Below are 21,822 nucleotides of genomic sequence, written 5' to 3'. Positions count from 1 at the left end.
CAAAGATCACCGTAGTGCCGACGAGCCCCTGTTCGTTGCGCGGCGCCGGGGACGGCCGGCGTCCGTATGGGTCGAATCAAGCAACGCCGTAGGCCCCCGGAGAGGGTGTTCGGGGGGCGGCGTGGGGGACGGACCGATGTCTGAACCTGATTGGACGTTCTCTCTCCGGCGCGCGCAGCGCGTCGGAGAGAGAACGTCCCAGGTGAGTTCGGTGGGGCCCCCACGCCGCCCCCCGAACACCCTCTCCGGGGGCCGGGCAACTCGGAAACACCTCCCTCCCGCCTCCCGCCCCCGGGGCACGACGCCCGACTACGCGCCCCCAGGGAACCCCGGCAAGAGCATCGCCGTCATCCGATCGGGGTTCACGATGCCCTGCTCCTGCATCCACCCGTTCGCCGCCTCGACCTCCGCGCGCCCCTCGTCGCCCTGCTGCAGCTCACCGTGGCGACGCCGCGCCGCCGCGGCGTACAGCGCCATCCCGGCGGCCTCGAACCCGCGCGCCGCGTCCGCGAGCAGCTGCGCCGAGAGCTCCGCCTCGCCGCGCGACGCCGCGGCCGCCGCGCGCAGCGACGCCGCCAGCGGATCGGCCCAGGGCACGTGCTCCGCGTCGAGCTTGCGGGCGGCGCGCGTCGCCTCGTCGATCAGCGCCTCCGCGTCGGACGACGTCGCCGCCGCGGCCAGCGCCGCGCACGCCCTGAGGTGCGTGATGATGATGCGCACCGCCTGGATGCGCACCGCCAGCGAGCTCTCGATGCCCGCCCGCTGCTCCGAGAAGAAGCGGTGCGTGGCCTCGCCCTCGCCCAGGTAAAGGCCGATGTGCGCGCGCGCGACCAGGTCGAAATAGCTCTGCAGCTGGAAGCCCGCCTTCGACCAGCTCCGGATGGCGTCCTGCGCCTCGCGCTGCGCGGACTCCGGGTCGTCGGCGACCAGCCAGAACGCGTTGCTCTGCGACGAGCGCAGGCTCGTGGCGAGGTAGCGATCCCCGCGCTCGTCCGCCGCCTGCAGGTACATCGACACCCGGCGCGTGAACTCGCGGATCTCGCCGCCGTACCAGAGCGCCCAGACCGCGAACGTGTGCGCCCAGCTCCGCTCCCACGTGACCCCGGTGCAGCGCTCGCGAAAGATGACGTCCGCCCGGTCGAGATCCGCGATGCCTTGATGCCAGCGGCCGAACAGCGCGGCCGTCACCCCGCCGACGAACGCGACCAGCCCGAGCGCGTGAGGCCGGCCGAGCCGCGCCGCGATCGAGCCCGCCGTCGAGAGCAGCTCGGCGACGCGGGGCGCGGACGCGTCGCCGTCGACCGCGAGGTAGGCGGCCTCGAACGCGAGCGCCCGCGTCACGCGGTAAGGCTCGCCCGCCTTCAGCGCGAGCAGCAGGTTGCGCGCCTGGAAATCGGCGCCGCGCGTCGGATCGACGATCACGAGCCCCATCGCCGCCGACCAGCAGACGTCGATGCGCATGAGCTCCTCGGGCGGCACCTCCTCGGCCGGGCGCTCCACGAAGTGCAGCCCGCGCAGGCGCACCTGCGCGCGGCGCAGCATCAGCGACGCGACCGCGCGCTCCGGCGTCCTCGGCACCTGCATGCCGACCGCGGTGAGCACCGTGCGCAGGCCCGCCATGCCCGCGTCGACGTAGCCGGCGCGGAGCAGGCTCTCCGCGGCCCGGCGCCCGAGATCGATCGCCTCCGCCTCCGGGGCGCCGTCGCTTGCGGCCATGTAGGCCTCCGCGGCCTTGGCCCCGCGGCCGGCGCTGCTCAGCGCGTCGCCGAGCTTGGCCAGCACGAGCCGCCGCTCCGCCCCGGTCCCGAGGTGGAGATCGATCGCCATGCGGTAGAGGCGCGCCGCGTGATCGAACGCGAACGCGGCCTCGGCCTGCTCGCCGGCGCGCACCGCGTAGCCGGCGGCGCGCTGCGCGTCGCCGGCCGCGCGCCAGTGCTCGGCGAGGGCCTCGAGCTCCGCGCGCCCCGAGGCCTCGAGCGCCAGCGCCAGCCGGCCGTGCCAGCCGCGCGACGCGTGCTCGTCGAGCCGGGCCATCACCGTCTCCCGGATGCGGTTGTGGAACGGCTCGACGAACTCGTCCTGGCCCGACCCGCCGGTCCGCACGAGGTTCGCCGCGCGCAGGACCGAGAGCGCCCGCGTGAGCTCCGCGAAATCCGCCGCCATGGCGTGCGCGGCCACGGACGTGAGCACCGGCGAGCCGGCGCACACGACGAGCTCGAGCAGCTGCCGCGCCCGCGCGTCCAGCCGGCCGATGCGGGCCCAGAGCACGTCGTCGAGCCGCACCGGCCCGCCGTCGTTGTCCTGCGCCATCCGGTGCCGCAGCAGGGCGTCGATGAACAGCGGGTGGCCGCCGGCCTCCTCGGCGATCGCCTCGATGCTGAGCGGCCGGCCGTGCCGCGCGTCCCGGAGCAGGAGCGCGCAGAGCTCCTGCGCCTCCGCGAGCGACAGGCGGTGGAGCACGATGTGCCCGAGCGCGTCGGCCGGCACCCCGAGCAGCTGCCGCGAGCGCGGCGGCGACGCCTCCGAGGCGGTCCGCACCGCCGCGACGAGGAGCATCGCCCGCGGGCGCGAGGGGTCGACCGGCGCGGCCGCGGACGGGGGCCCGTCGAGGCCGGCGAACGAGCCCGGCCTGCTCGCGGCGTGGAGGTCGGCCTCGGTGAACGGGCGCATCACCTCCGTGAGGAGCGCCATGCTGTCGGCGTCGGCCCACTGGAGATCGTCGATCGCGAGCACGAGCGGCCGCTCGGCCGCCAGCCGCCCGAGCAGCTCCCGCAGCGCGGCGAAGACGAGCGCGCGGATCTCGGGCGGATCGATCGCCTTGCGCCGCGCGCGCGCCTCGGTGATCGCCGGGACCGACCGGAGCACCGGGAACACCGTGCCGAGCAGCCCCGCGTTCGGCGGCAGGAGCGCCTTGACCTCGGCGGCGGGGCGCCGCGACAGGTGCCGGCTCAGGGCGTCGATGAGCTCGTCCACGGCCTTGTAGGGGACGGCCTCGCGCTCGTAGCAGCGCCCCGCGAGGACGAGCGCCTCCTCGTCGATGCGCTCCAGGAAGCGGCGCAGGAGCGCGCTCTTGCCGACGCCCGACTCGCCCTCGATGAAGCGCGTGATCACGCGCCCCATCTTCGCCTCCGCGAACGCGCCCTCGAGCGCGGCGAGCTCGCCGCGCCGGCCGACGAAGCCGATGCGCTGCGACAGGACCGGCGGCTCGTCGATGAGCTCCTGCACCTGGAGCCGCCGCAGCACGTCGCGCGCCGTCGGCCGGGCAGAGGGGTCGATACGGAGCATGTCCACGCACAGCGCGTCGATGTCAGGCGGCATGTCCTCGACGAGCTGGCTCGGCGGCGGCGGCTCGGCGCGGCGCATCATGTCGAGCGCGGCCTTCGGCGCCGTCTGAAAGGGGTAGACGCCGGTCAGCGTGAGGTAGAGCATGACTCCCACACTGTAGATGTCGGCCTCCGGCCCGGCCGGCTTCCCCTCGGCCTGCTCCGGCGCCATGTAATGAAGGGTCCCGACGACGGCCCGCTCGCGCCCTTGCCCGGCGGCGTCGGCGACGAAGCCGAAATCGAGCACGACCACGCGCTCTTCGGCGGTGACGAGCACGTTGGAAGGCTTGATGTCGCGGTGGACCTTGTACGCCGCGTGCACCGCCGCGAGCCCCTGGGCGAGCTGCGCGAGCGCCGAGCGGAGGCGGGCCTCGTGGAAGGGGCGCTTGATCCGCCCCTGTTGCCCCGCCGCGGCGCCGTACGGAGACCACATGGGGCTGGAGGCCAGGGCGGGGCGCGGCCCGTCGCTCGCGGGCTGGCCCCGCGGCGAGGCGTCGCCCTCCTCGTGGAGCCGCGCGTGCACCACGAAGTCGACGCCGCGGATGAGCTCCATCGTGAAGAAGAGCTGCCCCTCCTCCTCGTGCAGCTCGCCGAGGCTGACCAGGTTCGGGTGCTGGATGTCCTGCAGCGACCGGAACTCGTTCTTGAACCGGAGGCGCGCCTCGGCGCTCAGATTCCGGAGGATCTTCAGCGCGACGCGCCCGTTCCGCTCGCGATCGAACGCCTCGTAGACAACCCCCATCCCCCCGACGCCCACAACGCGAACGACCTGGAAGCGGCGCGTGCCTCGGAACTCAGGTCTCGCGCGCCTCAGGCCCATGCGTGCACCAAGAAATCACCGGCGCCGGGCGGTGGCAAGCCGCGCGTGGCGACGCGTGGAGGCGCGTGGAGGCGCGTGGCGACAGGTGGAGGCGCGTACAGGCACGTGGCGGCGCGCGCCGCGCGGCGCGTGGCGCGCGCCGCGCGGGGGCTCGGCAGAAAGCTGGCATGCCCAGGCGAAGGGCGGTAGCGTAGCCGCCTGCGAGCGAAAAGAGGCCGGCCGGGCGCGCGCCGCTCAGCCGGTCAGCCCGGTGCGCACCCAGTTGACAACGGGAGGGCATCATGGTCTGCGTAGTACGCTCCGAGGCATCGGAAGCGGGTCCAAGAGCGCCACGCGCAAAGGGTTTGCTGGGGTGATCCAGAGGTTGAGAGACTTCTTCGCGTCGTCGGCGCGGCGCATCACGGCGCCCCCGACCGAGAGCGCGGCCGACCAGAACCCGGGATGTAGCCTTGTTGTTGAGAGTGTCAGCAAGAGCTTCGGCAAGACACAGATACTGAACGACGTATCGTTCAAGGCGGAGGCCGGCGAGTTCGTGACGCTCCTCGGGCCGTCCGGCTGCGGCAAGACGACGCTGCTCCGCATCATCGCGGGGCTCGATCGCGCCGACCGGGGGCGCGTCCTGCTCGCGGGCAGGGCGGTTGACCACCTGCCGGCGAACCAGCGGCCGGTGAACACGGTCTTCCAGAACTATGCCCTGTTCCCGCATCTCACCGTGTTCGAGAACGTGGCGTTTGGCCTGAGGTCGCGCAAGTTCCCCGACGCGGAGGTGCGCGAGCGCGTCCGCGCGAGCCTCCTCATGCTCAAGCTCGAGGACCTCGCCGACCGGTACCCGCACCAGATCTCCGGCGGCCAGAAGCAGCGCGCGGCGCTCGCGCGGGCGGTCGTCAACGAGCCAGAGGTGCTGCTGCTCGACGAGCCCATGTCGGCCCTCGACGCGAAGCTGCGCGCCGAGGTCCAGCTCGACCTGCGCCGCCTCCAGCGCGCCCTCGGCAAGACGTTCGTGCTCGTCACGCACGATCAGGACGAGGCGATGACGGTCTCGGACCGGGTCGTGCTCATGAACAAGGGCCGCATCGAGCAGCAGGGCGCGACGGCGGAGGTGTACGAGCGCCCGCGCAACCGCTTCGTCGCCGAGTTCTTCGGCGCGGCCAACCTCATCTCGGCCCAGCGCGTCGGCGCCACGCTGGTCTTCACGACGGCGGGCGCGCTGCGCGTCAAGACGACGCCTGAGTGGGAGTTCGGCACGCTCGCGATCCACCCCGAGTGGATCGAGCTCTGCGACAGCGAGCCGCCGGAGAACGGCGTGCGCGGCACCGTCCGCGAGAGCTTCTATCGCGGCGACCACGTGGAGCTCATCGTCGAGCCCGGGCCCCTGCGCGTGCAGCTGAGCCCCCGCGCGCGGCTCAAGCCCGGCTCCCAGGTCTGGCTCTCCCTGCCCGCCGAGCGGCTCGAGGTGCTCCTTGACTGAGCCGACGGTCTGGTATGGCCAGCTGACGACGCGGCGCAGACTGCTCGCGCGGGGGGCCGTGCTGATCGCCGGCGGCGTCACGTGGCTCTCGACGTTCCTCCTCCTTCCGAGCCTCGCGCTGATCGTCGTGTCGTTCGTGAAGCGCGACGCGGACGGGGTCCTCCTGTGGGAGCTGACGCTCGAGTCGTTCGAGCGCATCTTCGGCTCGGCGGGCGACAACGCGCGCATCCTCATCCGGAGCATCGTCCTCGCGCTGGTCGCGACGACGGCGTCCGTGGTGCTCGCCTATCCGATGGGCTTCTTCATCGCCCGCGGCTCGCGGCGCCGGCGGTTCTTCTGGTTCGCGACCGCCATCCTCCCGCTCTGCATGAACCTCGTGATCCGCACGTTCAGCTGGAAGCTCCTGCTCTCGGCGCAGCTCCCTCCCGCCAAGCTCGCGGCCAGCCTCGGCTGGATCGACCCCGGCCGCGACATCTACCCGAGCTGGATCGCGGTCACGCTGGGCCTGGTCGCGGCGTCCCTGCCGTTCGCGGTGATCCCCCTGTACACCAGCATCGATCGCATGGACTGGTCGCTCGTCGAGGCGGCGCAGGACCTCTATGCCTCGCGGCTCCGCGTCTTCTTCGCGGCGATCTTGCCCCAGACCCTCCCCGGCCTCAGCGTCGCGGTGATCCTGACGTTCGTCCCGGCGATGAGCGTCTTCGTGGTGAGCGACATGCTCGGCGGCGCGAAGCACTGGCTGATAGGCAACCTGATCCAGCACCAGTTCGGCCCCGGCCGGAACATCCCTTATGGCGCGGCGCTGAGCCTGATCTTGATCCTGCTGACGCTGGGCGGCGTCACGCTGTATCGCCGGAGCGGGCGCTCCGTGGAGATCCTGTGAACAGCGACCGAGGCCCCTGGCGCGCCCTGACGACGATCGCCGCGTTCTTCGGCTTCGCGCTCCTCTACGTGCCGCTCCTCGCGGTGGCCGTCTACTCGTTCAACGCCTCGGAGCGGGGGCTGGTCTGGACGGGCTTCACGGTCCGGTGGTACCGCGAGCTCTTCGCCGACCCGGAGGCGAGCCGGCGCGCCTGGGAGCTCCGCGAGGTCGCGGTGAACACCCTGCTGCTCGGCGGTGTGTCCACGCTCATCGCGACCGTCCTCGGGACGCTGCTCGCGCTCGGGATGCGCGTCCCGTGGAACGGCTCGGTGACTCGCCTGCTCCAGTCGTTCGTCGACATCCCGGCGGTGGCGCCCGATATCACGTTCGCCGCGGTCCTGGTGATGGCGTTCAACCTGCTGCGCCGGGTGTCGGACTGGTTCGACCCGGGCATGACGACGATGATCATCGGCCATGTGACGTTCGAGGTCGCGTTCGTCACGCTGATCGTCCGCAGCCGGCTCATCTCCATCGGACCGACGCTGAGCGAGGCCGCGATGGACCTCTACGCGACGCCCTGGCTCCACTTCCGGAGGGTGACGCTCCCCCTCCTGTGGCCGGCCATCGTCGGGGGCGCCATGCTCGCGTTCACGCTGTCGCTCAACGATTTCGTCATCAGCTTCGTCACATCCGGGCCACGCTCGGTCACGCTGCCGCTCTACGTCTACCATACCCAGGTGCGCGGCATGCAGACCTACCTGTTCGCGATTTCAACCATCCTGGTGTTCGGCGTGGTGGTGTTCATCATGATGGTGGAGCGGCTGACCCGCTGGAGGCACGATTGAGGCCCTGCGTCCGCCTCCCGGACGGGCGGCTCGCGCTCCGCGGCTGACGCGCTCGCCGGCAATGCGGGCGGCGCGAGGGGGAGCGGCGCTCATCGAAGGCGGCGCCGCGGCGCGAGGGGGAGCGGCGCTCATCGAAGACGGCGCGGCGGCGCGAGGGGGGAGCGGCGCTTATTGAAGGCGGCGCGACGGGGGCGTCGCCGCGCGCCGCTGCCCATCCGCGTCAGGGTGCGCGCGGCGACGCGGCGCCGGGCATGAACCGGTGTGCAGCGAGCACCTGAGCTCGGGCGCTCCCCGCGCGGCGCGCGGGCTGCGCGGCGCCGCCGGGGGAGCCGCGCGCACGCGGCGCATCCGGTCGCCGGCTCACGCTGTGATGCGCGTCGCGCCGGGCGCCCACACACCGACGTCCATGCGGACGTGGGGGCGTGGGCGGCTCGTGCGAACAGGTTGGATCGGCTCGCGGCTTACGGTAAGCTGACCTGGCAATGCGGCTGTTCGTCCGAAGCTCGCCGTGTCTCGGCGCGACTGCTGGCCCCGAGGCGGACGTCGCCTTCCGCTCCACTTCGACCGTTGGGAATCGAGATCGAAAGATGAGCTTTCGTCGCTCCGCACTCCTAATCATACTCATATCACTCCTCACGTTCTCCGGTCGGCCTGCCTGGGCGGACGATCTGGCCGACGAGGCCGATCTACACTTCAGGATCGCCACGGAGCGCTATGCCGCGCGCGATTACCGGGGCGCCCTGGAGCACTTCCTGGTGTCGAACCGGCTCGTGCCGAATCGCAACGTCATCTTCAACATCGCCCGGACGTACGAGGCGCTCCAGGAGTACCCGGATGCGTTCCGCTACTACGTCCAGGCGCTCGAGCTCGAGCCGAACGCGGCGCGCAGGCCGGCGATCGAGGAGGCGCTCGGGCGGATCCGGCCCAACGTCGCGGTCATCAACGTGACGACGGACCCGCCGGGGGCGACGGTGTACATCAACCGCCGCGATCTCGGCGGCCGCGGCAACACGCCGCGCCTCCTCGGCTTCCAGCCCGGCAAGTACAAGATCATCGTTGATCTCGAGGGGTACGAGCCGGCGGAGGTCGACAATGTCGAGGCGAAGGTCGGCGATCAGACGAACGTGGCGGTGAAGCTCAAGCGCATCGTCGGCACGGTGCGCGTGGTGGGCGAGATGGCGGGGACGACGGTGCGCGTCAACGACGCGAGCGGCCCGCCGGCGTGCACCGCGCCGTGCGACCTCACGCTGCCGCCGGGGCGTCACCGGCTGTACCTGTCGCAGGAGGGCTATCAGCCGTCGGAGCAGGACGTGAACGTCGCGGCCGCGAGCACGGTGGTCGCGCGCTATCGGCTGAACCCGCTCACGGGCAGCCTGGTGGTCAACGCGGACGAGCGCGACGCGCTGGTCGAGGTGGACGGCAAGCCGATGGGCTTCACGCCGGCGGTGCTCAACGTGCAGAGCGGCCAGCGCAAGGTGCGCGTGTCGCTGCGCGGGTTCCGCCCGGTGGAGGAGACGGCGAACGTGGTCGCCGGCCAGCAGACCCGGATCGACATCTCGCTCCGGCAGCTCGAGGAGGTCGAGGCGGCCTCTCGTTCGACGGAGGCGGTCGAGGACGCGCCCGGTTCGGTCACCATCATCCCCGGGTCGGAGCTCCGCGCGATGGGCTATCCCACGGTCGCGGAGGCGCTCCGGGGCGTGCGCGGCCTCTACACGACGTATGACGGCGTCTACACGTTCGCCGGCGTCCGCGGGATCAACCTGCCGGGCGACTTCGGCAACCGCATGCTGACGCTGCTCAACGGGCACTCGATGAACGATAGCTGGGTCAACCTGTCGTACTTCGACTACCTGGCCCGGACGGACCTGGAGGACGTGGAGCGGATCGAGATCGTGAGGGGTCCCGGCTCGGTCCTCTACGGTACGGGCGCGTTCTCCGGCGTCATCAACATCGTGACCAAGGGCCGTCCGACGTCGAGCAGCGTGGGCTTCGGCGTGGGCACGGCGGACAACTCGCTGATCCGCGGGCGCGCATCGTTCCAGCTTCCGCTCGGCCGCGACTCCGGCGTCTGGATGTCGGTCGGCGCCGCGCGCAGCCTCGGGCGGGATTATTACTTCGGCGATTATGTGGGAGATCCCACGTCCAGTGACCTCCCGCCGGAGACTGGCGAACCGAACCCGAACCGCTACATCTTCGACGGGCACTCGCGGAACAACGACAAATTCACCGTGGGGACGGTCCAAGGACGACTCTGGCTGAAGTCGTTCTCGGCGCAGTGGTATCTGAACTCCCGCTCGAAGACGGTCCCGAACGGCGTCGCGAAAACGCAGCTCGGTGTCGACAGGACCACCTACCGGGACACCCGTGGCTTCGTCGAGCTCTCGCTCGCGCCTCGCTTCGGGGACAAGCTCGCGACGCTCACCCGCGCGAGCATCAACATGTACAACTTCCGCGACAGGCTCTGGATCTACCCGGGGTCCATCAGCCCGCTGGTGACCGAGCTCTACGATCAGGAGGACTTCAACGACATCTGGGTGCTTGCGGAGCAACGCGTCGAGTTCAGCCCGATCCCGCAGCTCAAGATCACGGCGGGCGCTGAGGCGCAGGTGCATTTCCTGGCGGCGCAGCACGGTGAGGAGTTTTCCTGCTTCTCCACCGGGGATTGCTCCTCATTCGTCTACCTACCGCTGCCGGACGATCCGGATGAGGTGAAGGAGCAGGACGGAGTCGACGAGCACCCGTATCACATCCTGGCGGCGTACGCGCTCGTCGACATCATGCCGTCGGACAAGGTCCGCATCTCGGCGGGCTCGCGTTTCGACTACTACTCGACGTTGCAGGAAAAGACGGTGGTTCCGAGCCCCAGGCTCGCGCTGATCGTCAAGCCGTACGAGCAGGGCAACCTGAAGATCACCGGAGGCCGCGCGTTCCGCGCGCCCTCGATCCAGGAGCTGTTCTATGGGTATGCATATGGTTCGGCGGAGGATCCGCTGAACTACGAGGTGTGGTACAGGACCTCGCCGGATCTCAAGCCCGAGGAGGTCTGGTCGGGAGAGGTCGAGTTCACGCACCGACTCTCGTCCACGGTCTCGATGCTCGGCGCCGGGTATGTGAACTATCTGAACGACCTGATCTTCCAGCAGGGGGAGCAGACGAAGGATAACCCGACGCACTATGCAAACACGGATAGTGCGATCATGGTCGTCGGCGGCGAGGCCGAGCTGCGCCGCGAGTGGCGTCAGGGGTGGATGGCCTCGGTCTCGTACTCCTACGCGAAGGCGCAGTACCTGGAGGAGAGCGGCAGGAACGAGTGGCGCGAGGTCCCGAACTCGCCGGAGCACATGGGCTCGATCCGCGGCGCGATGCCGCTCTTCGGGAAGGCGCTCGGCCTGGCGTCCCGCCTGACGCTCGAGGCGCCGCGGCATGACCGCAACGTGAGGACCTACGAAGATGTGCCCCCCGAAGAGCGGCCGGTCCCGATTCCTCGGCAGACCAAGACCGAGCCGGCGGTGATCTGGGACATCGTGCTCTCCGGGCAGGTGGATCTCGGCGGCCTCCGGTACAACGTCGGCGTCTACAACGTCGGCGACTGGCGCTGGACCGCGCCCACGGCCGCGCAGTACACCATCGCGAAGTTCCCGCAGAACGGCCGTACGTTCCTCGCCTCGATCAACATGAACCTCTGAGGAGCCCCGGGCGGCCGGCTCCCGCGCCGGCCGCCTGGCTCGCTCCAGCGCTCCTCCCGCCCAGGTGGAGGAGCGCTGGATGTCCCCTTCCCCCCCACCACCTCTACCGCAACCCGACGCGCCGGCGCCTCGCCTGGCAGGGCGGCCCACGGTCGTTCGCCGCGGCATGGCGTCACGCTGCGCAGGCGCGGAGGGCGTGCCAGGCGGCCCGCGGCGGGGGGAGGGGTCGCGCGCGCCGGCGTGGCGCGGGCGGGCGCTCGGCCATCCGCCAAGACGGGGGCCGGAGAGCTTGCGCATACAACACCACCCGGCATGTCTCCCTTCGGGCCATGCCACCTGTGACGTTTCGTCGCGCGCCACACGAGGCGCGCCCGAAACCTCGAGCCCCCTTGAACCTTATGGCACCTCGGTCGGTGCTCGGCGCGCCCGCCCGCGCCACGCCGGCGCGCGCGACCCCTCCCCCCGCCGCTCACCGTCTGGAGGGAGAGGCGCGGTCGCTGGCCCACTCGATGAACGGTAGGCCGCCGGAGAGAGTCGTCATCGGAGGACCCGAATGGACCGCTGCCCGCGTGAGGTACAGATCACCTGAGCCGTAGGCCCCCGGGGAGGGTGTTCGTGGGGCGGCGTGGGGGACGGACCGATGTCTGAACCTGATTGGACGTTCTCTCTCCGGCGCGCGCAGCGCGTCGGAGAGAGAACGTCCCAGGTGAGTTCGGTGGGGCCCCCACGCCGCCCCACGAACACCCTCCCCGGGGGCCGGGCAACCCGGGATCCCCCTCTCCTCTTCGCCGGGGGCCGGGCAACCCGGGATCCCCTCCTCACCCAGCCCAGCCGCCGACGAACCAGGACAACCGCGGCCTACCGCCCGCGGCGGGTCACTTTTTGTAAGGCCGCTCCGCCGGCCTCGGGCTGAACATCGTGCACAGGATCGTGTCGTAGAACTTGCCCTGGAAGAAATAGTTCTCCCGCAAGTACCCCTCGCGCTGGAACCCGACCCGCTCGGCGACCCGGAGCGACGGCCCGTGCCCAGGATCGATGCCCGCCTCGATCGTGTGTAGATCGAGCTGCTCGAAGCCGAACCGCACCACCGCGCGCAGCGCCTCCGTCATGTACCCCTTGCCGCTCGCCGAGCGCGCCTGCTCGTACGTGATCTCCGCCCGGTAGTGGTACGACAGGAAGCGGAAGAAGCCAATCGCGCCGATCAGATGATGCTCCGCCCCACGAACGCAGATGCCCCACCGGAGCTGCGACCCCTCCTGGTGCGCTCGCTTGAGCATGCCAATCATATGCTTCGTGTCGGCGACCGTCTTGTGAACAGGGGAGCCCCACAGCCTCAACCACTCGGCATCCGAGCAGACGACGAACAAGGCCTCGGCGTCGGACTCTGTGATCTCGCGCAAGATCAGGCGCTCTGTCTCCAGGCGGGGATGCACAGCGAACGGAAGGTCGAGAGGGCTGCTCATCAGGGGCTTCTCCCAGGGTTGACACCCAGCCTATCATCCTTCCGCCGCGCCGTGCGGTATTCCGACACGCACGCGCGCCGATTGTGTCCACCACGTATCTCGACGTGCGGTGCGTCATCGCGGTGCCGCGCCGCGCGCATCGCGCAAGTATCGAAGATTAAAAGCGAACCCGCCTGACGTACGCCGGGCGCATCGCCGACGAGCAGACAGGATACTTCATCAAGGGTTGATGTCAGTGCACGTGGGAGCAGGTGCCGCGCTGAGCTCGCGAACGCGCTTCGCGCTCTCATCGAGCCTCGACGCTACTGCGACTTCACGTCGGTCCAGACCTCGTCGAACACCCTCGCTGCCTCGCCGAGATCGCGGTGGTGCTCGAGTCGATCGGACACCTCCTTCGTCGGATAGATGAGCGTGTTCGTCCGATCCTCGTCCGGTAGCTTCTGCTGCGCGGCCGCGTTGGGCGACGCGTACTTGGTGTACATCGAGAGCTGCGCCCCGCCCTCCGGCGTGAGCACGTGGTTGATGAACTTGTGCGCCAGCTCGGGGTTGGGCGCCTTGGCCGCGATCGTCATCACGTCGACCCAGATGACCGAGCCCTCCTTCGGGATGACGAACGCCAGGCGCTCCTTGTCCGCCTGGATCGCCTTCTGGGCGTCGCCGTTCCAGACGACCGCCATGTCCACCGAGCCCGCCTTCACGTCCTCCAGGGCGCCCACGCCGCCCTTGAAGCCGAGGCACTTCGCCTGCTTCTTCACCTCCTTGAGCACGCGGCCCGCCTCGCGGATCTCGCTCTCCTTCGAGGTGTTGCTCGAGAACCCCTTGTACTTGAGCACCGCGCCGAGCATGTCCCGCTGCTCGTCGAGCAGCACGAACGTCCCGGCCAGCTTCTGCGGATCGAGGAGCATGGACCACGACGGCTCGAGGTTGGGCAGCTTCTTCTTGTTGTAGACGACGCCGACGGTGCCCCACTGGTACGGCACCCCGTGCTTGTTGCCGTCGTCGAACCCCGGGCCGGAGAAGCGCGGCTCGAGGTTCTTGAGGTTCGGTATCTTGGCGTGCTCCAGCGGCCTGACGAGGCCGCGCCGCACCATCCTCGGCAGCACCTGGCTCGCCATGATCACGACGTCGTACTGGCTGTCGGCGCCCGCGTACGCGAGCTTGCTCTCCATCTCCTCGGTGGAGTCGTACCGGGTCAGCCGCACCCGGGCCTTCGTCTGCTCCTCGAAGGCCTTGACGATCTTCTCGTCGATGTAATCGGGGAAGATCAGGAGGTTCAGCTCGCCCGGATCGGCGGGCGCGGCGGACTTGGCGCTGGACTCCGGCACCTGGCCGCTTGGAGGGTCGGACTTCTTGGAGCAGCCGGAGCAGCCAATAAGCGAAAGAGCCCCCAGCAGCATCGAAGCGAGCATCAGGGGCCTACGTCTGGTTTGCATCAGTCCGTCCTTTCTCCTTCTCGGTCAAGATCTCTCGCGGGGACGCGGACACGGTTGGAGGTTCTTCACACTAGTTGAACAACGATTTCACAGGACCCGTCGAGTGGACGATTCTGCGCGCAAGCAATGTGACCACGAAATGATGGAACGCGGCGGCCAGCTCCGGCGCCTCGGCGGTGAGGCGCCGGAGCGCGTCCTCCGAGAGGCGGTAGAGCGTGGCCTGACGGCTCGCCGTCACGGTCGCCGAACGTTTCTCGCCCATGTAAAGCCCAGACTCCCCGACCACCGAGCCGGGCCCCATGGTGCGGAGCCGCTTGATCTTCTGCCCGTCGATCTCGAGCCACGCCGTGAGCTCGCCGCTCTCGATGAGGTACAGATCCTTGGAGACGTCGCCCTGCCGGAAGAGATCGAACCCGGAGGGGATCTCGACGCGCTCCAGGTAGCCGAGGAAGCGGAGCATCTCCGGCCTGCCGTTGAAGACGTCCTGGAGGTCGTAGAAGAGCATGGGCGGCGGCAGCATGCTCGGGGGCGCCTCCTGGATGATCTCGTTCTCACACGCCTCGAGGCCCCGGTCCAGATCCGGGTAGATCCGGCACACGTCGTCGTTCTCGAGCACGACCTCGCCCCGCTCGAGGTGATTGCGGATGTCCGCAGGGACCTCGGTGAGGATGAGCCTCACGCCGTTCGCCTTCGCGAGGCGACGCAGCCGGAGGAAGCTGGCGATGGCCGACGAGTCGAGCCCGTTGACGTGCCGGAAGTCGAGCAGCAGATACCGTATCTCCCCCTCCGTGCTCTGCATGCGCTGCTGCGCGCTGGCGAGGAGGTTGTACGCCGTGCCGAAGAAGACGTAGCCCTGGAGCTGCAGGATGTAGAGCTGCTTGGCGCGCTCCATCAGCGTCATCTCCTCGCCGTCGCTGCGGGCCACGTTGCTGCGGAGGTGTACGCCGGAGATCGCGTTGCGGATGACCTCGATGCGGCTGTAGCTGAGCGCGAACAGGATCAGCGACACGCCGAGCCCCACGGCCACCCCGAGGAGGAAGCCCCAGACGGCGACGACGAGGAGGATGACCACCACGACGAGGTACTCGGTCCGGCGCAGCCGGAAATAGCCCTCGTAGAGCGTGTTGATCAGGAAGTGGAAGCCGAGGTACGCGATGAGGCCCCCGAGCACCGGGCGCGGGTAGTAGCTGATCGCGTCGGCGCCGAGGACCAGCACGATCGCGCTGATCGACGCCGCGAACAGGCCCGCGAGGCGGGTGTTCGCCCCGGTCTTGAAGTTCATCGACGACTCGGGCATCGACATGTAGCCGACGACGCACCCGAACATGCTCCCGGCGATGTTCGCGATGCCCGTGGCCCGGAGCTCCCGATCGAGGTCGATCTCCTGCTCGGTCGCGAGCTCCACGCCGGACGCGCTCAGGAGCACGGTGATGGCCGCCATCACCGTGACCGCCACCATGTTGCCCCCGCTGTCGAACAGGACCGGCCAGTTCACCTGCTGGAGATCGGAGGGCTGGACCGGCGGCCAGAGCGCGTCGCGCGGGAACGGCCCGAGCAGCCACCCCTCCGAGAGCGCCGTCGTGACGCTGGAGTCGGAGAGGTAGAGGATGAGGAAGAACACGCCGATCGAGCCGAGGAGCAGGATCGGCAGGAGCAGGAAGTTCGTGTAGCGCCGGAGCAGCGCCACGAGGAGCAGGCCGAACAGCAGGCCCGTGAGGCACTTGTCCAGCGAGCTCGAGAACAGGTCGGGCAGCTTCTCGAGCGTCGCGGGCTTGCCGGACATGACCGCCAGCGAGCCCTGGACGAGCAACCACCCGGCGCCGGCGAGGAAGCCGCCCGCCACCGGATAGGGGATGAAGCGCACGAGCACGCCGAGGCGCAAGAGGCCGAGCAGCAAGAAGAAGCCGCCGGCGACGACCGACGTGAGCGCGATCGCGACGATCACCGTCGGGAACGCGTCCGCGTTCGGGTCGACCTTGTGGACGCCCGCCGCGATCGCCGACGCCATCGAGGCGAAGATGACCGCGGCGTCCTCCTGCGGCGCGGCGATCACGGGCCGGAAGGAGCTGAGGAGGGCGACGATCACCCCGACGACGACGGAGCTGATCAGAAAGATCCCGATGCCCTTCGACAGGCGATCCGCGAAGTCGTGCGTGAAGACGAGCGCGGCCAGGGAGATGTCGAAGGTGACGACCAGCGTCCCCGAGACCGCAGCGGCCAGGAGCGCCGGGACCAGCTTGAACTGCTTCGCTTTCCCGGCGCGCTCCTCGCGCGCCGGCTCCGCAACGTCCCCTGCTTCCTGCTGTGTCATGCTCTTGAGAGACCTCTCGGACGGTTTGGAGAATCCGCGCCGCTGCTAGGCCCGAGGCGCGCTAGCGTCGCCCCTCAGGCAAGCCGAGCATAGCGATTCCGTGGCCGCGCAGATACGCGGCATCCACGGTCGCGGCGACGATGAGGCTCACACGGTGCGCGGAGGGCCCCCGGGCCCTCCGCGCCGGCTCAGGAGGCGCCCAGCTCACGCTCGATCGCCGCAGCCTGCTCCTGCAGAGCCTCCGCCTCGCCGGGGTGGCCGCTCAGCCGATGCAGCTTCGCGAACTCGGCGAGGAGCCTCGCCTCCTCGCGCCGGTTGCCGATCTGGCGCTCGATCGCGATCGCGCGCGTGTACAGCGTGCGCGCAGCATCATACCGACCCTGGACGGCGTAGGCCATTCCGAGGCTCGCGAGCATGAGCCCCTCGGCCGGCAGGTTGCCCGCCTCGCGCGCGGCCCGGAGGCCCTCCTCCCAGTAGGTGCGCGCGTCGTCGGGCTGCTGCATCGCCCAGTGCGTGCGGCCGAGCCCGAGGAAGCCGAGCGCCTCCGAGGCGCGATCGCCGAGCTTCTGCGCGTCGGTGAGCACGCGGATGTGCTCCTGCCGCGCCTCCTGATAGCGGTTCCGGGCCTCGAGGACGTCGCGCGCGAACTCGTAGCGCACGACGACGCTCTCGGGCGTCGGCTCGGGCGAGAGCTTGAAGTAGACGCGGTAGAGCCGCGTCGCCTCCTCGTGCGCGTAGCGCGCGGCCGCCTTGCGCGCGCCCGCAAGGAAGTAGCGGCGCGCGTGATCGACCTTGCCCGCGCGGCGCCAGTGCCGGCCGAGCGCCACGAGCTGATCCTCGAGGTCGTCGCCGTACAGGCTCTCGATCGCCTCGGCCGCGAGCCGGTGGAGCTCCTGGAGCCGCGCGCGCGACTGCATCTCGTACGCCGCGTTGCGGAGCAGCGCGTTGCTGAACTGGAAGCGCCGCTCCGTCATCTGCGACCAGATGCACTGCGCCTCGCCGATGCGCACGTGCTCCTCGAGCACGGACGCGTCGGGGAGCATCAGCGCGAGGACGCGCAGGTCGAACTCGCGGCCGAGGACGGCCGCGGCGACGATCGTCTGCTTCACCTTCGCGTCGAGCCGGTCGAGCCGCGAGATGAGCAGGCTGTTCACGTTCTTCGGCGGCATGAACGTGTTCGAGATCGAGATGGAGCTCGAGCTCGACCCGTAGCGCCCGTCCTCGAGCCAGTACGCGAGGATCTCCTGCGCGAAGAACGGGTTGCCGCCCGCGGTCTCGCAGAGCAGCGTCGCGAGCATGTCCGGCATCGGGCCGCCGAAGAACGGGACCGCGAGCGCGAGGAGCTGCTCGCGCGGCAGCGGCTTGAGCTCGATCACCTTCTCCGAGATGCCCGGATCGAGCGGGATGCGCACCGGGGTGCCGTCGTCCTTGCGCCGCGTCGTGCAGATGATCGCGATCGGCAGGCCCCTGCACGCGCGCGCGATCACCCGCACCGCCTCCAGCGAGTCCTCATCGGCCCAGTGGGCGTCCTCGAGGTGCAGGATCACCGGCTGGAGCGACGCCTCGGCGAGGAAGACGAAGGAGAGCGCCGAGAGCGTGCTCGTGTAGCGCAGCTTCGGGTGCAGCCGCTCGTACGGCGAGTCCTCCCAGCGGATGCCGATGAGCGCGGCGAACACCGAGCGCGCGCGCTCGAGCTCGCGCTTGAGCGCGCTCTGGCTCTCGGGCAGGCGCTCGAGCAGCTACTCGAACGCGTCGTCGAAGTTCGTGAGCTTCTCTTCCTTGCCGAGCGCCGACGACTCCCAGAAGTACTCCTTCAGCGCGAACTCGAACGCGTTCAGCGAGCTCTGGAGCGTCTGGTCGCAGCGCGCGTCGATCCACAGGAACGGCCGCTCGTTCTGGTGCTCCTCGCACCGGTGGCGGAAGCGCTGCACGAGGTAGCTCTTGCCGAGCCCCGGCTCGCCGTCGATGTAGACGATGCCGGCCGGCTTGCCCTCGAAGATCGGGCCGACGTACCGCGCGAGCTGCTCGATCTCCTGCTCGCGGCCGATGAGGCCGAGGTCGTAGAACTCCTTCTGGACCGAGATGCGCCGCCGCTCGAGCGAGTAGACGAGGATGGGCAGATCGAAGCCCTTGAACCGGAAGATGTTCTCCGTCGTCCACTGGTAGCTCGTCTCGCCGGCGCGGAAGACCTGCTCGTCGGCCCAGATCGCCGACCACGGCGCCTTCGCGACGAGGCGCGCGGCGAGGTTCGTCGCGCGGCCGATGCACGCGAACTCGTGGCGCTCGGTGCCGCCGTTGAAGCCCGCGTAGCGGACGTCGCGCGTGATGCCCGCGCGCAGGCGCATCTGCCGCAGGCCGCGCTTCTTCAGCTCCAGCGCGAAGTCGAGCGCGCGGTCGTTGTCGTTCTCGTGCGTGATCGGCGCGCCGAAGTGGATCAGCGCCGCGATGCCGAGATCGCCCGCGTCGATGCCGGTGAACGTGCCGCCGTAGAGCTCCGAGAGCTCGTGCAACAGGCGCGTCAGCTCCGCGAAGCTCGGGATCTGCTCGAACGACAGGAAGACGCTCGTGACGTTGCGGAACTCGCCCTCCGGGGGCATGTCCGCGACGCCCCTCGCCACGAACGCGGCGCCGTCGCCGGGCGGCGCGTTCCGCGGGACCTGCGGCAGCCTGGGCGCCGGCACGTCGCCGAGCTTGTAGACGCCCTCGCCGTGGTACTTCGCGCTCGCGGGCGGGATGCGATCGCAGAGCGCGCGGTCGAGGAGGATGTCCCCCTTCTGCGCCTGCCGCTCGATCGCGACGCACGCGGCGAGCGCCTGCCCGTGGAAGTGGTAGTACGCGCGCTCCGGGGAGATGCGGACGATGCCCCACTCGACCGAGCCCCACGAGAGCCCCATCCGGAACGAGAACGGGAAGCTGCCGAAGGGCGTGTCCCTCTCGGGGTGCTCGGCGAACAGGTCGCGCATCGAGAGCGCGGCGCCGAGCACGTACTCCGCGACCTTGCGATCCGGCGTGTCCTGGAACAGCGCCGTGAACGCGTCCCCCGCGAAGTTGGTGATGAAGCCCCCGGCGTGGTGGACCGCGGCGATGAGCGGGTCGAAGTAGTACCGGAGCGTGCCCGCGAGCGTCTCCGCGCCCGCGCGCCCGTGCTGCATCAGCTTCTCCGTGAGCTCGGTGAAGCCGGGGATGTCGATCATCAGCACCGCCCCCGTGAAGCTGCCCTCGGTGTTGCCGAGAGCGTCTTGCTGGATGATGAAGTCGGGGACGAGCGGGTTCATTTCCTTGCTCCTCAGCAACGGATCCCGCTTGGAATCGGCCTGGGAAGCTGGTCTGCGGGACGCAGAGCCTGGAGTCTACTGCCGGCGGGAACAGATGAATACGGGGATCTTCGATCGGCGCCCTCGAGCGCCGCGTTTCGCGCCTGGCGCGCCGCCCACGCCGCGCGCGGGCGCACGTGCGCACGTTCCGCAGGACCTGGGACACCGGCGCCGCGCGGGCGCTCGCGCTCGACGGCGAGCCCGGCGCGCGGATCCGCCCCGGAGGCGAGCGACCCCGCCCGGAGCGGACGCGCGGCGTGGACAGAGGGGGAGCCGATGACGAGGGGTGCGGGGCGCTCTGGGGTCATCGTTCGGTCTGGATATCCAGCGGCCGGGGTGCAGGAGCGGGCGGCGGCGGCTCGGGGGCCGGCGTGGGCCTGGGCTGCGGCCGCGGCGTGTAGGTTCGCGGGGCCGGGCGCACGGGCGCCGGCGCCGCGGCCTGCGGCGCCGCGGACGGCGTGCTCGACGGCTCGGGCGCGCTCTTCGTGAGCGTGGCGACCAGGCGCACCGACTGTTCGGAGGGGCCCTGGACGATCGAGTACGGCTCGTAGCCGTCGTGCCGGACGGTCAGCCGGCGGGGGTTGCCGCGCACCGAGCTGTTCGAGATCGAGATCTGGAGCGGCGTGTGCCCGAGCGCCTTGCCGTCCTCCAGGACCTCCGCGCCGGAGGGCATGGACTCGACCACGAGCACGAACGTGCCGCGGTCGACGGGCGGGGGCGCGGCAGGCGCCTTCTTCTCCGGCTCGCTCTCCGCCTGCGGCTGCGCCACCGGGGGCGCCGTCTCGCCCGAGCGCATCTGCGACATCGCGATCCCGATGCCCGCGACCGCGAGGACCCCCACCGCGACGAGCACGACGCCCTTGCGCCCCTGGGGCGCCGCGTCGGCCGGGCGCGAGGCGGCGCCGAGCGACGCGTCGTCCGTCGACGTGGCGCCCCCCGACGAGGACGAGGGGCCCGCGGGGATCGCCGTCATCACGCGCACCGGCGGCATGGGCGTCGGCAGCCTGCCGGTGCCGCCGGAGTCGAGGGTCACGAGGCCCGTCGAGGCGAACGCCGGCGACAGGCCCATCGCCTGCGCGCACTCGGCGAGGCCGCGGATGAAGGCCTCCATGTTGGCCGGGCGGCCGTCCGGATCCTTCGACAGGCAGCGCAGCACGAACGCCTCGAGCGGCTCGGGCACGTCGGCCTCGGGGTTGCGCTCGCGCATCCGCGGGACGGGCTGCTGCAGGTGGGCGATCAGGATCTGGACCGAGTTCTGCGCCTCGAACGGCACCTTGCCGCAGAGCATCTGGTAGACGATGACGCCCAGCGAGTACACGTCGGTCCGGAGATCGACCTTGCCGTGGGAGATCTGCTCCGGCGACATGAAGCGCGGGGAGCCGAGGAACGAGCCCTGCTGCGTGAGCTCCTCGGAGTCGTCCGCGAGCACCTTCACGAGGCCGAAATCGAGGATCTTGACGAGCTCGTCCACGTCCTCGCCGGGCACGAGCATCACGTTCGACGGCTTCAGGTCGCGGTGCACCACCCCGTGCTTGTGCGCCTCGCGGAGCCCGCGCGCGATCTGCCGGGCGATGCCCATGGCGTCGGGCGCCGCGAGGCGACCGGCCTTGCGCAGCCGCCGGAAGAGCGTCTCGCCCTCGAGGAACTCCATGGCCATGAAGTACCGCTCGGGCTCCATGTTCTCGACTCGGCCGTAGTCGAAGACCGTGACGATGTTCGGGTGCTGGAGCCGCGCGAGGATGCTCGCCTCGAGGAAGAACCGCTTATGAAAGTTGGGGTCGATCTGATTGGATGAGTTGGTGGGCGTCAGCACCTTGATCGCGACCTGCCGCTCCAGCGCGATCTGCTCTCCGCGATAGATGACGCCCATGCCGCCGGTCGCGAGGAGCGAGTGGATCTTGAACTTCTGATTCAAGACCTTTCCCAGCAGCGGATCGGACTCACCGCTGGCCGACGAGGCACCGTCCGAAAGCTTCTCCGCCGTGCTCATGGCCTCTGTCTCTTTCCCCTTCCCATCCCGCTGGCCCCCACTGCTGGCAGTCGGGGAAAGCCTACCCCGAGCTCCTCACGCGCGACCGTACGCCCGTTGTTACGTTCTGGTGCAAATTCCGGGACCTGCATCGCTGCGGCACCGCCCGCGCGCATCGGGCTTGGCCCCCGGACGGCTGCGGCGCGATGGATCCAAGCCTACCGTAAGCGGCGGGCCGATCCAACCCAGCTGCGGAAGATGACATTCGTTGGCCACCCGACCGCACGCTGTGGGCGGGCGCCCCCGGCTGGGACGCTTGAGCCCTGAA

The 21,822-nt window shown here is 70.2% G+C and carries 11 protein-coding genes; 4 read left to right on the top strand and 7 right to left on the bottom strand.

Annotation, left to right across the window (positions count from 1 at the left end; genetic code table 11):
• Positions 1-309: 309 nt before the first annotated feature.
• Positions 310-4,143 carry a serine/threonine-protein kinase gene (locus WMF31_RS41780; protein ID WP_436607443.1) on the bottom strand — a complete coding sequence of 1,278 codons (3,834 nt, stop codon included), beginning with the start codon at positions 4,141-4,143 and terminating at the stop codon, positions 310-312.
• Positions 4,144-4,495: 352 nt separating this feature from the next.
• On the opposite strand from WMF31_RS41780, the gene WMF31_RS41775 reads away from it, so the two are divergent.
• The 4 genes from WMF31_RS41775 to WMF31_RS41760 all read left to right on the top strand — a co-directional run bounded on the left by WMF31_RS41775 (position 4,496) and on the right by WMF31_RS41760 (position 11,004).
• Positions 4,496-5,611, top strand: a complete 1,116-nt coding sequence (locus tag WMF31_RS41775; RefSeq protein WP_207213745.1) for an ABC transporter ATP-binding protein — start codon at positions 4,496-4,498, stop codon at positions 5,609-5,611.
• The gene (locus WMF31_RS41770; RefSeq protein WP_436607442.1) at positions 5,604-6,494 is read left to right on the top strand and encodes an ABC transporter permease; all 891 of its coding nucleotides are present in this window, start codon (positions 5,604-5,606) and stop codon (positions 6,492-6,494) included. Before WMF31_RS41775 ends, WMF31_RS41770 begins: the two co-directional genes overlap by 8 nt.
• Complete coding sequence (locus WMF31_RS41765) at positions 6,491-7,318, top strand: ABC transporter permease (RefSeq protein WP_129356126.1); 828 nt, start codon at positions 6,491-6,493, stop codon at positions 7,316-7,318. The genes WMF31_RS41770 and WMF31_RS41765 overlap by 4 nt, the downstream gene beginning before the upstream one ends.
• Before the next feature lie 587 nt (positions 7,319-7,905).
• On the top strand, positions 7,906-11,004 hold the full coding sequence (locus WMF31_RS41760; RefSeq protein ID WP_436607441.1) for a TonB-dependent receptor domain-containing protein: 3,099 nt from the start codon (positions 7,906-7,908) through the stop codon (positions 11,002-11,004).
• 875 nt (positions 11,005-11,879) lie between these two features.
• Here the strand turns inward: WMF31_RS41760 and WMF31_RS41755 are convergent.
• The 6 genes from WMF31_RS41755 to WMF31_RS41730 form a co-directional block, all read right to left on the bottom strand.
• Positions 11,880-12,467 (bottom strand): GNAT family N-acetyltransferase, encoded by a 588-nt coding sequence (locus tag WMF31_RS41755; protein ID WP_436607440.1) that lies wholly within the window; start codon positions 12,465-12,467, stop codon positions 11,880-11,882.
• A 302-nt stretch (positions 12,468-12,769) separates the two neighbouring features.
• The gene (locus WMF31_RS41750) at positions 12,770-13,900 is read right to left on the bottom strand and encodes a polyamine ABC transporter substrate-binding protein (RefSeq protein WP_436607439.1); all 1,131 of its coding nucleotides are present in this window, start codon (positions 13,898-13,900) and stop codon (positions 12,770-12,772) included.
• 70 nt (positions 13,901-13,970) lie between these two features.
• Positions 13,971-16,211, bottom strand: coding sequence for a SulP family inorganic anion transporter (locus WMF31_RS41745; protein WP_436607438.1), 2,241 nt, complete (start codon positions 16,209-16,211; stop codon positions 13,971-13,973).
• A gap of 188 nt (positions 16,212-16,399) precedes the next feature.
• On the bottom strand, positions 16,400-17,887 hold the full coding sequence (locus WMF31_RS41740; protein ID WP_436607437.1) for an ATP-binding protein: 1,488 nt from the start codon (positions 17,885-17,887) through the stop codon (positions 16,400-16,402).
• Positions 17,888-17,950: 63 nt separating this feature from the next.
• Positions 17,951-19,486, bottom strand: a complete 1,536-nt coding sequence (locus tag WMF31_RS41735; RefSeq protein WP_436607436.1) for an AAA family ATPase — start codon at positions 19,484-19,486, stop codon at positions 17,951-17,953.
• A 343-nt stretch (positions 19,487-19,829) separates the two neighbouring features.
• Positions 19,830-21,515 (bottom strand): serine/threonine-protein kinase, encoded by a 1,686-nt coding sequence (locus tag WMF31_RS41730; RefSeq protein WP_436607435.1) that lies wholly within the window; start codon positions 21,513-21,515, stop codon positions 19,830-19,832.
• Between the last annotated feature and the right edge of the window lie 307 nt (positions 21,516-21,822).

It is taken from the genome of Sorangium sp. So ce1036 (assembly GCF_051369805.1).
GTDB classification, from domain to species: Bacteria; Myxococcota_A; Polyangia; order Polyangiales; family Polyangiaceae; genus Sorangium; species Sorangium cellulosum_F.
This window is presented reverse-complemented; position numbering and strand designations above follow the sequence as displayed.

Bases quoted from the DNA above. Each gene is read 5' to 3' on its own strand.
- WMF31_RS41780 (WP_436607443.1), bottom strand. From the start codon at position 4,143: ATGGGCCTGAGGCGCGCGAGACCTGAGTTCCGAGGCACGCGCCGCTTC.
- WMF31_RS41750 (WP_436607439.1), bottom strand. From the start codon at position 13,900: ATGCAAACCAGACGTAGGCCCCTGATGCTCGCTTCGATGCTGCTGGGG.
- WMF31_RS41745 (WP_436607438.1), bottom strand. From the start codon at position 16,211: ATGACACAGCAGGAAGCAGGGGACGTTGCGGAGCCGGCGCGCGAGGAG.
- WMF31_RS41755 (WP_436607440.1), bottom strand. From the start codon at position 12,467: ATGAGCAGCCCTCTCGACCTTCCGTTCGCTGTGCATCCCCGCCTGGAG.
- WMF31_RS41760 (WP_436607441.1), top strand. From the start codon at position 7,906: ATGAGCTTTCGTCGCTCCGCACTCCTAATCATACTCATATCACTCCTC.
- WMF31_RS41735 (WP_436607436.1), bottom strand. From the start codon at position 19,486: ATGAACCCGCTCGTCCCCGACTTCATCATCCAGCAAGACGCTCTCGGC.
- WMF31_RS41730 (WP_436607435.1), bottom strand. From the start codon at position 21,515: ATGAGCACGGCGGAGAAGCTTTCGGACGGTGCCTCGTCGGCCAGCGGT.